We start from the raw sequence: 13,282 nt of genomic DNA on the forward strand, positions 1-13,282 counted from the left end.
ATATCGTTCCGATCCTGTTCCAATATTCAATGCCGGTCCTGTCCGGGGGTCGTCTTGACCCACGGGTTGCCGCGCTCATGCGTCATGCGGAAGGTGAAGCCGTCCACTCTCCAGTCGGCTCCCGTACGGGTCAGGTGGTGTTCGTAGGTGCCCCAGACTTCCCAGAGCGGGTCGCCATTGCCTTCCATGCGGTTCCAGGCATAGCCGTTGGACAAGACGGTCGCGGCGCCGGCGTCGATGGTGACCTGGTGGTTGGTGCGCAGATGCAGGCTGGTCTTGCTGCCCCTGAGATTCGCGGCCCAGGTTGCGATCAGGTCGTCCGAAGCGATGGTGGCCGGAGGCTGCCCGCTCAAGCTGCTGAAGTCGACGGTGACGCGGTCGGCGAAGTAACCGCGGGCGAGCCGCCAATCCTGGGCGTCGACGGCGCGATCGATGGCATCGGCGATGCGGATGACGGCGCGCTCATCGGCGAGCGTCACTTCGCGGGACGGTTCGGCTCCGCCGGCATCGACTGGCGCCAGCGCCATACCGGCCGCGAGGGTGGCATATCTCAATGCATTCATGTCTCTTCTCCTTTTGCGTCGGCCCGCCGCCGATCTGTTGGCGGCAATGTGGGCCAGCGCGCCGGCATCGATAAGATTGCATTATTCGCATGGACTGTGCGATATCATGCATGAATGGATCGCGATCTACTTGGCCACCTTCCTGTCATCGTCGCCGTGGCGCGGCGCGGCGGCTTTGCGTCCGCGGCGGCAGAGCTTGGCATGAGCCCTTCAGCGGTCAGCCATGCGGTCAGGCTCGTGGAGGAGCGTATCGGCCAGCCGCTATTCGCCCGCACGACGCGCAGCGTGTCGTTGACCGAGGCCGGTCAGGCGCTTGTCGCGACGGCGGAGCCGGCGCTGCAGGACATCGCGGAGCGGATGGAGCGCATTCGCGGCATCAAGGGTCGCCCGGCCGGACTGCTCAGGATCAATGTTTCGCACATAGCCGTCCCGATGGCGGTGACGCCTGTCGTGACGGCCATGGCGGAGCGCTATCCGGATGTGACGGTGGAAATCTTTGCCAACGAAGGGTTGGTCGATATCGTCGGCGAAGGCTTTGACGCCGGCATCAGACTTGGCGAAATGATCGCGCAGGACATGATCGCGATTCGGATGACGCCACCCTTCCAGGTGATCATCGTCGCTTCGCCAGCCTATATCGGCCGGCGTGGCCGTCCGCGCCGCCTGGCCGACCTCGCCGCCCACAATTGCATCGGCTACCGGCTGGTGCGATCCGGCGCGATCTATCGTTGGGATTTGACAGAGGACGGCAAGGACGTGGCCGTGGAAACGCGCGGCACCGCCGTCGTCACCGATTCCCTCGCCGCGATCGACCTGGCGCTGTCGGGGTTGGGACTGGCCTATTTGTTCGAGCCGCTGGTGCGCGCCGACCTTGCCGCCGGCCGGCTCGTCCAGGTGCTGCCGCGGTCGGCAATCGAGGAGCCAGGCCTGTTTCTCTATTTTCCGCGTCGGGCGGCAATGGCGCCGAAGCTGCGCGCCTTTGTCGACGTCGCACAAGAAATCGGCCGGACACCCTCGCGAGCGCCCGGCCGAGTTGCCTGAGCCGAAAAGCCGGTTGGCGGCTTACTTCTTGACCGCGGCCGCGACTTCCGCCGCGAAATCGGTCTCTTCCTTCTCGATGCCCTCGCCCAGCGCAAAGCGCAGGTAAGCCGTGATCTTGGCCGGGGCGCCGATGTCCTTCTCGGCATCCTTCAGCGCCTTCTCGACGGTGATGTCGGGATTGAGCACGAAGGCCTGCTTCAGCAGCACGACCTCCTCGTAGAACTTGCGCAGACGGCCTTCGACCATCTTCTCGATGATCGCTTCCGGCTTGCCGGATTGACGCGCCTGGTCGGAGAAGATCGCCTTCTCGCGTTCGACCGCGGCCGGATCGATCTGCTCCGCGGTCAGCGCCATCGGATTGGTGGCCGCGACATGCATGGCGACCTGACGAGCGAAGGCATTGGCCGCATGCTCATTGCCCGTGGTCTCGATGGCGACCAGAACGCCGAGCTTGCCGAGCCCATCGGCAACCGCGTTGTGGACGTAGGTGGCGACTGCGCCATGCGGAACGGTCAGCTTGGCCGAGCGGCGGAAGCCCATGTTCTCGCCAATGGTGCCGACAGCGTCCTTGATGGTGTCGGCAACCGACTTGTCCGAACCTGGATACTTCGCGGCGGCCACGGCCTCTGTCGTGCCATAGGCCAGAGCAACCTTGGCTACATTGGCGACGATCTCCTGGAACGCGGCATTGCGGGCAACGAAGTCGGTCTCGGAATTGACTTCTACGACGGCCGCTTCGCGAACGCCGGAATCAACGCCGATCAGGCCCTCCGCCGCGGTACGACCGGCCTTCTTGTCGGCCTTGGAAATACCCTTCTTACGCAGCCAGTCGACGGCCTCTTCCATGTTGCCGTTGGTCTCGGTCAACGCCGCCTTGCAATCCATCATGCCCGCGCCGGTCAAGTCGCGGAGTTCTTTGACCTGTGCAGCCGAAATGCTCATTGTCGCCTCTTTGTCTAGAATGCACCGACGCACCATCGGTATTCGATGGTGCGTCTGTTTAGCGTGCCAAAATATGAGAAAGACGAAGGCCGCAACCGGCCTTCGCTTATCAAGCTTGAGGGGCTTCCGACGCCGGAGCCGGGGCCGGATCGAGCGCCGGTTCGATCGGGGCTTCGACCGAAGCACCGATGTCGACGCCGAGCGCGCCCTGCTGACGGGCGATGCCGTCGATCGCAGCCTTGGCGATCAGGTCGCAATAGAGCTGGATAGCGCGGGCCGCGTCGTCATTGCCGGGGATCGGGAAGTCGATCTTGTCCGGATCGCAGTTCGAATCGATGATGGCGACGACCGGGATGCCGAGACGCTTGGCCTCGAGGATGGCGATCGCTTCCTTGTTGGTGTCGATCACGAACATAAGGTCGGGCGTCGAGCCCATGTCCTTGATGCCGCCCAGCGCCTTGTCGAGCTTCTCGCGCTCGCGGTCGAGGTTGAGGCGTTCCTTCTTGGTCAGGCCCTGGGCCTCGCCGGCCAGCATCTCGTCGAGCTTGCGCAGGCGCTGGATCGAATTCGAGATCGTCTTCCAGTTGGTCAGCATGCCGCCGAGCCAACGCGAATTGACATAGTACTGGGCCGAGCGCTGTGCCGCGTCGGCGACGATGTCGGACGCCTGGCGCTTGGTGCCGACGAACAGCACGCGGCCGCCCTTGGCGACAGTGTCGGAAACCTGCTTCAGCGCCTGGTGCAGCAAAGGCACCGTCTGCGAGAGGTCGATGATGTGGATGTTGTTGCGGGCGCCGTAGATGTAAGGCGCCATTTTCGGGTTCCAGCGGTGGGTCTGGTGGCCGAAGTGAATGCCAGCTTCCAAAAGCTGGCGCATGCTGAAATCAGGCAGTGCCATTCAAAGTTCCTTTCCGGTTAGCCTCCACGGACACAGGCATTTTCGGACTTTGTCCTCGAACGCCACCGGAGGTTTCAGCCGGATTTCTCCCGGGCAGACACCAAAGTCCGTGTGTGGAATGAGCGCGCATATAGAGGGGATGCGCGACAAACGCAAGCGCCGCGGGACCTGTGGTGTGGCGTGCGACGATCCGCGCCCCCCTGCCGTCAGCGCTTGACCTTGCCGTTCGGCACCCGCACCCGCCGGAAGACCGCGACGATCTCCTCACGGCTGCATTCGATGGCGCCGAGCCGCACCGCACGGTCGCGCTCGAAGCCGGTTATGTCATAATGCGGCGCCGATGTCTTGGGCGGCCCCTGGTAGGATGAACGCTTGATCGCCAGCTTTGCGGCGAAGCGATGCAGCTCGTCGGTGTCGTCGGCCAAGAGATGGCACCAGCGATGGCCAGCCCAATTCCAGATCGCTGCGTCGACATAGACTGCCATGAAGCTTGCTGTCTGCCTTCCATTCTGCACGACAGTCGGCCAGATGGCCCGTCCGTCCGTCAGTGACGATAGAATGGATTCGGATAGAAAATGAAGCTGCCTTGGGCCTCAACCTCAGCAACGGTGCCGGTGATGGTTTGCTGCATACGACGGTGCAGCTCGGCAACCGCATCGTCGATCGAGCCCGCATACTCATGCAGGCCCAGTGGCTCCGGCACCCGGATGTGGGCGCAACGCGGCCCGGCCGGCTGCGGAATGAACCGGTTGATCGTGTCACGCAGTCCGCCCCGGCAATAGTCGTTGCGGATCCGCTTCAGATGTTCGGCGATCTCCTCCTGGGTGATGCGCGGGTTGGCCGAGGCCCAGGATCCCACGCGTTGCAGCCTCTGAATCGTATCGGCGAGTGCGCGGACATGTTTTTGCCCTTCGGCGTCGCCGGTGTTCTCGCGCTGCCAGCGGCGCGCCCGACGCAGAAGCTCGGCGGTGTCGGTGCTGGCAGTGTCGGCTGAGATGCTCTCGCCGAGTCGGCGGACGAGCTCGGTGACCAACGCTTTCCGGCGCTCGGCATATGTCGCGCCTTCGTCGGATCGCATGCCGCAGGCGGCCTCATCGCGGGTCAGCAGCGTCGAATAGACATGGTGGATGCGCTGCGGCAGTGTGTCAGTCGCCTGGCGTTCTATTTTCAGGCTTTTCTCGACATAGGCGCATTCCTTCGCCAGCGCCGCTTCGACATTCCTGGTGAAGGCAAGCTTCCAGGTGACGGGGGCGATCCAGACCTTGAAATCCGGATCCGTGGCCCGGCCGCGCCGGAGAGCCTCGAGCCCCATCTCGACGGCCCCCGGCAGCAGCGGCGCAACGACGTTGGCGTGCCAGCCGACGCCGCCTTCGGGATGCAGCAGCACGCCATGGCCCTTCAATGCCCAGGCGACGGAGTGTTCCTTGGCTGCCCCGCTGTTGCCCGGAATCTGGGCGATCAGATTGTTGGCCAGCCAGAATTTCTGCATCATTCCGCCGAGACCGTTCACGACGCCGTTCGTCGCCCATGAGGCAGTGAGCGGGCCGACCTGCGACACGATCTCCTTGTCGATCATCCAGTCGGTGAAGAACTCGGGATGATTGGGCGTGATGAAGGTCGCCTTCCCCGCTCCGCAACTGGCTCTCAGCCGCTCGAGGTCGGCGTCCGGCAAGTCGATATGGCGGACATTGGCGACACCGCGCAAACCGGCTAGGCGGTTGAACGGCAAGATATCGCGAAATCCGGGAATGCCGCGCAACATGACGATCCGATTGACGGATGTCATGGCTCTGATCAGTACCGGGTTAGGTCTCGGCGCAACGAAGACATCGATCTTGCTCAAGCTGCTCCCCCATTGCGCCTGGACGCTGGGGACGAGGTTGAGAGACGATTGCGGCACGTTCAAGTCGTTAGCCACGAACACGGCGTGTCGTGGTTAATCGACTGGCCACATGAACCCTATTTGGCCGGGCAGGCTTTCGTCTGGTCGAACAGCGACAGATTGACCAGCTTGCCGGTCATCGAGAAGTCGCCATAGTCCATGGTGAGGTCGCGGGTGATGCCGTTCTCATGCAGTTTGAAGCTGATGCGGTATTCCGGCACCTCTTCGCCTGTCTTGCCGGTGTCGTCGAAATAGGCGATGTCGACCGGCCAGTATTTATCGGTGGCGAGCTTCGCCAGTGCCGGAGCCTCCGGATCGGCCTTGTCGGCATCGGTTTTCTTGCCGACGACAACGGTGGTGGTCATCACCTTGTTGGCATCTTCGGATCCGTCGAACAGATTGGTTTCGTAGAAATTTTCGCCTTTTTCGGCCTTGCCGATCAGTTCGACCAGATGCTGGGTCGGGAATTGGGTGCTCGCCAGTTCGACGCTGTTCTTTTCCGGCTTGTCGATATCGACCTTCAGGCCCTTGGTCTCTTTCGTGGCGATGCCCTTGACCTCCTTGTCGAGGTTCTGGTCGACGAAGGACTTCGTCACGAACGAGAATGTCTTGCCTTCGGCATCCTCGAAAGTGGTCGTCTGCTGGTCGGTCAGCCTGGTGTTGTCGGCGGTCACGATCTGGGTAACGAAGCGGAATTTCACCGTATAACCTTCACAGGCAGAGCCGATGAACTCATAGACCATGCGGCCGGATATGCCTGTGATGCCGGACTGATCGGAAGCCTTTTTCAAGGTGAGGTCATAGACGGCGCGGTGGGCTTGCAGCGCCGGCGCGGCCAAGGCTGGGCCGATCGAGAAGACTCCCGACAGCAGAACGGCATGGAATGCAAGGCGCGCTGCGCGCATGAGGTACTCCGATCATCGCGGCTGATGGCAAGCCGCAGGGAAAGATGGTCCAGCTTAAAAAAAGTCATGGCGGAAGCGAGGCAAAAATAGCAATTTCGGCCCGGCCGGCGCGGCGTCACCAAGCAATAGGGAAATACCATGAGTGAAACAATCGAAAAGCGGCTAAGCGATCTGGGCGTGACGCTTCCTGTCGCCGCCGCGCCCGCCGCCAACTACGTGCCCTATTGCAGGACCAGCAATTTGCTGTTCACCGCCGGGCAATTGCCGCTCAAGGACGGCAAGCTCCAGGCGAGCGGGCTGCTTGGCCGAGACGTCGACACGGCAGGCGGCAAGGACGCGGCAAAGTACTGCGCGATCAACATCCTGGCGCAGGCCAAGGCAGCGCTCGGCGACCTCGAGAAGATCCGCCGGCTGGTGAAGATCACCGTTTTTGTTGCCTCGACGCCTGAGTTTGTCGAGCAGCATCTGGTTGCCAACGGCGCCTCCGATTTCCTGGTCGCGGCCCTGGGCGAGCGCGGCAAGCATGCACGCTCCGCCGTTGGCACAGCCTGCCTGCCGCTTAATGCCGCAGTGGAAATCGAAGCCATCTTCGAAGTCGAATGAGCCAGAGGACAGATATGACCGACCTATCCTGGCTGACCGCCCGGCCCGTCGCCCATCGCGGCTTTCACGACATGAACAAGACGCGCTGGGAAAATACACTTTCCGCCTTCGCGGCGGCGGCCGAGCGCGGCTATGCCATCGAATGCGACGTGCACCTGTCGTCGGACCGCGTTCCCATCATCATCCATGATGGCGATCTCAAGCGCCTGACCGGCCAGGACGGCTTCGTCTGGCAGCGCACCGCGGCGGAACTGGCGGCGCTCAAGATCGGTGGCACGACGGATCATGTGCCGACGCTGCAGGAAGCGCTCGACCTGATCGATGGCCGCGTGCCGCTGGTCGTCGAACTGAAGGGCGTGCCAGGCTATGACGAAGGCTTGGTGGCAAGCGTCGGCAAGATGCTCAAGCGGTACAAGGGCAAAGCCGCGATCATGTCGTTCGACCACTGGCTGATCCGCGATTTCCCGAAGGACGCGCCGGGTATCCCAGGGGGACTCACCGCCTATGGCAACGACGTCAAGTTGATCGAAGCGCATTTCGCCATGCTTGCGCATGAGATCGTCTTCACCTCCTATGCCGCCGGCGACCTGCCGAACCGGTTCGTCAGCTTTGTGCGTGAAAAGCTGAAAATGCCTGTCATCACCTGGACCGTGCATGACCAGCCGGCTGTCGACCTGACCTTCAGATACGCCGACCAGATGACATTCGAAGGTTTCGAACCCGATCTGGTCAAAGTCGCCTGAGTGCCTGAAACGTGACTTGTACCGAGCCGGACGGAGTTTAAATAAGCCTCATGGATCAAGGCGACGAGGGCTATGGCCAAACAGCAAACGCGGACTATTCGATCCGCGTCGCCGCAGGCATCGGCGCTTTCACCTGCGATGAATGGAACAGCCTCGGCGGGACCATGCGCGGCGACGCAGAAAACGGCTACAACCCACTCGTTTCATTTGCTTTCCTGAGCGCGCTTGAAGAGTCCGGCTGCGCCGTGCGGCGCACCGGCTGGCAGGGCCACCATCTCAGGCTGGAGGATGGGCAAGGCAGATTGCTCGGCGCGGTTCCCTGCTATCTCAAGTCGCACAGCCAGGGCGAATATGTGTTCGATCATGGCTGGTCGGATGCCTTCGAGCGGGCCGGCGGCCGCTACTATCCCAAACTGCAAAGTGCCGTGCCGTTCACGCCGGTCACCGGTCCTCGCCTGCTGGTCACCAGGGGCGAGGACATCGGCACCGTGAAGGCCGGGCTGGCGGCGGGCCTGAAAGTGGTGACGCAGAAACTCGGTGTCTCTTCCGCGCATGTCACCTTCGCGCAAGAGAGCGACGTGGAGGTGCTGGAAGCGGCGGGTTTCCTGCACCGCACCGACCAGCAATTCCATTTCTTCAACGAAGGCTTTTCAACCTATGACGACTTCCTCGCCACCCTTGCCTCGCGCAAGCGAAAGGCTATGAAGAAGGAACGGCGCGAGGCGCTTGCCGATGACATTTCGATCGACCGGCTGACCGGCAGGGATATCACCGAAAAGGCCTGGGACGATTTTTATGCCTTCTACATGGACACCGGCAGTCGCAAATGGGGCCGGCCCTATCTCAATCGCCGGTTCTTTTCGCTGATCGGCGAGCGCATGGCCGACGACATCCTGCTGGTGATGGCCAAACGCAACGGGCGCTACATTGCCGGCGCCATCAATTTCATCGGCTCCGACGCCCTCTATGGCCGCAACTGGGGCTGTATCGAGGACCATCCCTTCCTGCATTTCGAGGTCTGCTACCATCAGGCGATCGACTTCGCCATCGAGCGCAAGCTGAAAGTGGTCGAGGCAGGCGCGCAAGGCGAGCATAAGCTGGCGCGCGGCTACCGGCCGGTGACCATGCATTCCGCGCACTACATCGCCCATCCCGGCCTGCGAAACGCCGTTGCCGACTATCTCAAGCGCGAACGCCATGAGGTGGAGCGGATGAGCGAATACCTGGAAGAACACACCCCGTTCCGCAAGGATCTGGAGGAGTAGCGACCGCCTGCCCTGAGGGGCAGGTTCGACGATCGTCTTGCCGACTTTCGACCGCTTCGCTACACGAAAGTCACAATCCGGAGCATTCGCCATGGCTGAAACCGCCTATGACACCGACAACATCTTCGCGAAGATCCTGCGCGGCGAAATTCCCTCGCACCGCGTCTACGAGGACGATGCGTTCATAGCCTTCATGGATGTGATGCCACAGGGGCCGGGCCATACGCTCGTGGTGCCGAGGGCGCCGTCGCGCAACTTGCTCGACGCCGATCCGTCAATTTTCGGCCCGCTTTTCGCGGTCGTTCAGAAAATTGCGCTGGCGGTGAAAAAGGCCTTCGGCGCCGACGGCGTCACCGTCATGCAGTTCAATGAGCCGGCCTCGGGGCAGACCGTCTATCATCTCCATGTGCATGTCATCCCGCGCTTCGACGGCATCCCGCTGAAGCCACACACGGGCGGGATGGAGAAGCCGGAGGTGTTGGTCGAAAACGCCGGAAAGATACGGGCGGCGCTGCAAAGCTGACGCCGCAATCACCGACAAACTGGAAACAGTTTTAGTCGGCCGAGGGCTGAGCCAGTTGCTCGATCGCACTCGGCCGAGCGATGCCTTGCTTCAGCCGCCGGCGGATCGCATCCGCGCATTGCACAGGGCCCAGAAGCGAGGTGTCGACGTCCAGATCGTACATGCCTGGCCGGTGCACCTCTTCCTGCCACAGGCGCACGGGCAATGGCACGGGATCGTCAGGCAAGCCGGTCATGTATCCCTTGTCCGCCGCGCTGGCCCGGCGTGGCCTGCTCGTAAACGTCGACGCCGAGATTGATCCAGACGCCGTCGAAGGTTTCCTGAATAGCCCTGGCCACGCTTGATTTTCCCGATCGCGGCGCACCGTTCAGGATGAAGATCCGCCCGGCCATGCGTCCTCCCGCTCCAATGAAAAAAGCCCCGTTTCCGGGGCTTTTTCGACTTTCATCAAGGTCAGTTCTTTCTGGGCAGTTGCGGCACGAGGCTGCGCTTGCCGCCGTCCTTGCCCTTGGCTTCGGGCTTCTGCGCCACCAGCTTCTTGGCCGCGGGCTTTTTCGCCACGGCCTTTCTTGGCTTTGGCGCTTCTTCCGGCTCTTCCTTCTTCGGCTTCACCGGCGCCTCATCGGCGAGTGATTCGAGTTTCAGGCCGGTTTCGCCGGTTTCCTTCTTCTCGACGGTGACGCGCACCGTGCCGCCCTTCTTGAGCTTGCCGAACAGCACCTCGTCGGCCAGCGGCTTCTTGATGTGCTCCTGGATCACCCGGCCGAGCGGCCGCGCTCCCATGCGCTCGTCATAGCCCTTGTCGGCGAGCCAGGCGATCGCATCCGGCGACAGGTCGAAGGTGACGCCACGCTCGGAAAGCTGGGCCTCGAGCTGCATGACGAACTTCTGCACCACCTGATGGATAACCGGCACCGGCAGCGAGCCGAACGGGATGATCGCATCGAGACGATTGCGGAACTCCGGCGTGAACAGCCGGTTGATCGCCTCGACATCGTCGCCCTCGCGCTTGGTCGAGCCGAAGCCGATCGCCGCGCGCTGCGCATCCGACGCACCCGCATTGGTGGTCATGATCAGGATCACATTGCGGAAGTCGATCTGCTTGCCGTTGTGGTCCGTCAGCTTGCCGTGGTCCATCACCTGCAACAGGATGTTGAACAGGTCCGGATGCGCCTTCTCGACTTCGTCCAGCAACAGCACGCAGTGCGGATGCTGGTCGACGCCGTCGGTCAACAGACCGCCTTGGTCGAAGCCGACATAGCCGGGAGGCGCGCCGATCAGCCGCGATACAGTGTGGCGTTCCATGTATTCCGACATGTCGAAGCGGATCAGCTCGACGCCGAGCGATGCGGCCAACTGCTTGGCCACTTCAGTCTTGCCGACGCCGGTCGGACCGGAGAACAGGTAGGAGCCGATCGGCTTTTCCGGTTCGCGCAGGCCGGCGCGCGCCAGCTTGATGGCCGAGGTCAGCGCGGTGATCGCGGTGTCCTGACCATAGACGACACGCTTCAGCTCGATATCGAGGCCCTGCAGCACCTTCTCGTCATCGGCCGAAACCGTCTTCGGCGGAATGCGGGCCATGGTGGCGATAGTGGCTTCGATCTCCTTGATACCGATGGTCTTCTTGCGCTTGGCTTCCGGCACCAGCATTTGCGAGGCGCCGGTCTCGTCGATCACGTCGATCGCCTTGTCCGGCAGCTTGCGGTCGTTGATGTAGCGCGCCGACAGCTCCACCGAAGCCTTGATCGCCTCGTTGGTGAACCTCACCTTGTGGAACTCCTCATAATAGGGCTTGAGACCCTTCATGATCTCGATGGCGTCCTCGATGGTAGGCTCGTTGACGTCGATCTTCTGGAAGCGCCGCACCAGAGCGCGGTCCTTCTCGAAGAACTGGCGGAATTCCTTGTAGGTGGTCGAGCCGATGCAGCGGATCGCGCCCGACGACAAGGCCGGCTTCAACAGGTTGGATGCGTCCATGGCGCCGCCTGATGTGGCCCCTGCCCCGATCACCGTGTGGATCTCGTCGATGAACAGCACGGCACCTGGATAGTCCTCGAGTTCCTTGACGACCTGCTTCAGCCGTTCCTCGAAATCGCCGCGATAGCGCGTGCCGGCGAGCAGCGTGCCCATGTCGAGCGCGAAGATGGTGGCATTGTGCAGCACTTCGGGAACGTCGCCCTCGACGATGCGCTTGGCCAGGCCTTCGGCGATCGCCGTCTTGCCGACGCCGGGATCACCGACATAGAGCGGGTTGTTCTTGGAGCGGCGGCACAGCACCTGGATCGTGCGGTTGATCTCGGACTCGCGGCCGATCAGCGGGTCGATCTTGCCGGCCTTGGCCTTGTTGTTGAGGTTGACGCAATAAGCGGTCAGCGCGTCCTGCTGCTGCTTCTTCTTGCCGCCTTCCTCCTGCGGTTCGGCGCCGTTCTGGCCGCCCTGCTCGTCATCGGCGCCGCGCGGCGAGCGCGTCTCCGACGCGCCCGGACGCTTGGCAATGCCGTGCGAGATGTAGTTGACCGCGTCGTAGCGGGTCATCTGCTGTTCCTGCAGGAAATAGGCGGCATGGCTCTCGCGCTCGGCGAAGATGGCGACGAGCACGTTGGCGCCCGACACTTCCTCGCGGCCCGACGACTGCACATGGATCACGGCGCGCTGGATGACGCGCTGGAAGCCGGCAGTCGGCTTGGAGTCTTCGTCGTAGCCGGTGACGAGGTTGTCGAGTTCGGTGTCGATATAGGTGAGAACCGTGTGCTTCAGTTCATCGAGATCGACATTGCAGGCGCGCATGACGGCGGCCGCCTCGGTGTCGTCAATGAGCGCGAGCAGCAAATGTTCAAGGGTTGCGTATTCATGGTGCCGCTCATTGGCGAGCGTCAGCGCCTGGTGAAGCGCCTTTTCCAGGCCTTGGGAGAAAGCCGGCATGTTACCTCACTTCTTCTCCATCACGCATTGCAGCGGATGCTGATTCTGTCGGGCGAAATCCATGACCTGGGACACTTTGGTCTCGGCCACCTCGAATGTATAGACCCCGCACTCGCCCACTCCATGATTGTGAACATGAAGCATGATGCGTGTGGCGGCTTCGCGGTCCTTCTGGAAAAAACGCTCCAGCACGTGAACCACGAACTCCATGGGCGTGTAGTCGTCGTTGAGGATGAGGACCCGGTAGAGGCTGGGCTTCTTGGTTTTGGTTTTGGTGCGCGTGATGACGGCCGTCCCGCGGCCGGCCTCATTGCCGTCGCCGCCGCCGTTTTGCATCCGCACCACGCGTCTCGTGGCAGTCAAACCGATCGTCACGTATTCCTGCCTCTTTCGAATCCCCATGCGAGTTCGACATGTAGGTGTTCGATGGACGATTTTAAGCCCTTCTGTTTAGCTGACAATATGGCTAGGTGACCAAACTTGGACGATTTTCGCAATCGTGAAGGGGCGAGAGGCCCTCGATCGGGCATTGACATGAAAAAACCCGGCCGCATTTCCGCGGCCGGGCTTTGTCCCTGTCCCCAAAGGGCAGGATCTCCATGTTGTCAGTCGAAATTACTTCGCCTTGGCAACGATCGATTCGAACGGCTTGTAGGCTTCCTTGGCGAGCTCGGCATAGAGATCGCCAATCTTGGTGGCCTCGGCGACGAACGCCTCGTAGGACTGCTTGGCGTAATCCGACTGGATCTCGATCGCCTTTTCCAGCGACTTGGCCGACAACAGCTTCTCCACGGTGGCGCTGCCGGACTCAAAACTCTTCTTGGTGTATTCGCCAGCTTCGGTGGCGATCGCCTGGGCGCCTTTGGAGAGCGACGCGAAGCTCTTCAAGCCGGTGTCGGCAAACTCTTTGCCGTATTTGCTGAAGTCCTCATAGGTCTGGGTCATTTCACGATTCCCTTGACGGTTGAGGCGTCCTTCTTTGGGGCGCCCTTGTG

General features: G+C 62.0%; 14 protein-coding genes and 1 pseudogene. 5 read left to right on the forward strand and 10 right to left on the reverse strand.

Annotated elements, in window-relative coordinates; translation table 11 throughout:
• Window positions 1-26: 26 nt before the first annotated feature.
• Window positions 27-563: a nuclear transport factor 2 family protein gene (locus NKH03_RS15290; RefSeq protein ID WP_352969021.1), complete on the reverse strand. Its 537-nt coding sequence runs from the start codon at window positions 561-563 to the stop codon at window positions 27-29.
• A 114-nt stretch (window positions 564-677) separates the two neighbouring features.
• Here NKH03_RS15290 and NKH03_RS15295 point away from each other — a divergent pair, with 114 nt between their 5' ends.
• A complete protein-coding gene (locus NKH03_RS15295) occupies window positions 678-1,604 on the forward strand; it encodes a LysR family transcriptional regulator (RefSeq protein ID WP_352969023.1) in 927 nt (308 codons plus the stop codon).
• 21 nt (window positions 1,605-1,625) lie between these two features.
• Here NKH03_RS15295 and tsf read toward each other — a convergent pair whose 3' ends face one another.
• The 5 genes from tsf to NKH03_RS15320 form a co-directional block, all read right to left on the reverse strand.
• Entirely contained in the window at window positions 1,626-2,546 is a 921-nt protein-coding gene (tsf, locus tag NKH03_RS15300) for a translation elongation factor Ts (RefSeq protein WP_109669054.1), read from the reverse strand.
• 109 nt (window positions 2,547-2,655) lie between these two features.
• Entirely contained in the window at window positions 2,656-3,444 is a 789-nt protein-coding gene (gene rpsB / locus NKH03_RS15305) for a 30S ribosomal protein S2 (RefSeq protein WP_352871130.1), read from the reverse strand.
• Window positions 3,445-3,650: 206 nt separating this feature from the next.
• Window positions 3,651-3,929, reverse strand: a complete 279-nt coding sequence (locus NKH03_RS15310; protein WP_352660348.1) for a DUF4031 domain-containing protein — start codon at window positions 3,927-3,929, stop codon at window positions 3,651-3,653.
• A 59-nt stretch (window positions 3,930-3,988) separates the two neighbouring features.
• Window positions 3,989-5,287: a lysophospholipid acyltransferase family protein gene (locus tag NKH03_RS15315; RefSeq protein WP_352969024.1), complete on the reverse strand. Its 1,299-nt coding sequence runs from the start codon at window positions 5,285-5,287 to the stop codon at window positions 3,989-3,991.
• Between the two features lie 116 nt (window positions 5,288-5,403).
• Entirely contained in the window at window positions 5,404-6,231 is an 828-nt protein-coding gene (locus NKH03_RS15320; RefSeq protein WP_352871125.1) for a cell envelope integrity EipB family protein, read from the reverse strand.
• A 138-nt stretch (window positions 6,232-6,369) separates the two neighbouring features.
• Between NKH03_RS15320 and NKH03_RS15325 the strand changes: the two genes are divergently transcribed.
• From NKH03_RS15325 to NKH03_RS15340, 4 genes are all read left to right on the forward strand, one after another.
• Window positions 6,370-6,834 carry a RidA family protein gene (locus NKH03_RS15325; RefSeq protein ID WP_352871123.1) on the forward strand — a complete coding sequence of 155 codons (465 nt, stop codon included), beginning with the start codon at window positions 6,370-6,372 and terminating at the stop codon, window positions 6,832-6,834.
• Between the two features lie 14 nt (window positions 6,835-6,848).
• On the forward strand, window positions 6,849-7,577 hold the full coding sequence (locus tag NKH03_RS15330; RefSeq protein ID WP_352871121.1) for a glycerophosphodiester phosphodiesterase: 729 nt from the start codon (window positions 6,849-6,851) through the stop codon (window positions 7,575-7,577).
• A 50-nt stretch (window positions 7,578-7,627) separates the two neighbouring features.
• Window positions 7,628-8,842 carry a GNAT family N-acetyltransferase gene (locus NKH03_RS15335; RefSeq protein ID WP_352871119.1) on the forward strand — a complete coding sequence of 405 codons (1,215 nt, stop codon included), beginning with the start codon at window positions 7,628-7,630 and terminating at the stop codon, window positions 8,840-8,842.
• Between the two features lie 91 nt (window positions 8,843-8,933).
• On the forward strand, window positions 8,934-9,365 hold the full coding sequence (locus tag NKH03_RS15340; protein WP_352969026.1) for an HIT family protein: 432 nt from the start codon (window positions 8,934-8,936) through the stop codon (window positions 9,363-9,365).
• Window positions 9,366-9,396: 31 nt separating this feature from the next.
• On the opposite strand, the pseudogene NKH03_RS15345 reads toward NKH03_RS15340, so the two are convergent.
• From NKH03_RS15345 to NKH03_RS15360, 4 genes and pseudogenes are all read right to left on the reverse strand, one after another.
• Window positions 9,397-9,757, reverse strand: a pseudogene (locus NKH03_RS15345) (phosphotransferase-like protein).
• 61 nt (window positions 9,758-9,818) lie between these two features.
• Window positions 9,819-12,287 carry an ATP-dependent Clp protease ATP-binding subunit ClpA gene (gene clpA, locus NKH03_RS15350; RefSeq protein WP_352871115.1) on the reverse strand — a complete coding sequence of 823 codons (2,469 nt, stop codon included), beginning with the start codon at window positions 12,285-12,287 and terminating at the stop codon, window positions 9,819-9,821.
• 6 nt (window positions 12,288-12,293) lie between these two features.
• Complete coding sequence (clpS, locus tag NKH03_RS15355) at window positions 12,294-12,623, reverse strand: ATP-dependent Clp protease adapter ClpS (RefSeq protein WP_010909565.1); 330 nt, start codon at window positions 12,621-12,623, stop codon at window positions 12,294-12,296.
• A gap of 279 nt (window positions 12,624-12,902) precedes the next feature.
• Window positions 12,903-13,232 carry a phasin family protein gene (locus NKH03_RS15360; protein ID WP_352871113.1) on the reverse strand — a complete coding sequence of 110 codons (330 nt, stop codon included), beginning with the start codon at window positions 13,230-13,232 and terminating at the stop codon, window positions 12,903-12,905.
• Between the last annotated feature and the right edge of the window lie 50 nt (window positions 13,233-13,282).

The sequence above is a fragment of the Mesorhizobium sp. M1406 genome, from assembly GCF_040317555.1.
Lineage (GTDB): Bacteria > Pseudomonadota > Alphaproteobacteria > Rhizobiales > Rhizobiaceae > Mesorhizobium.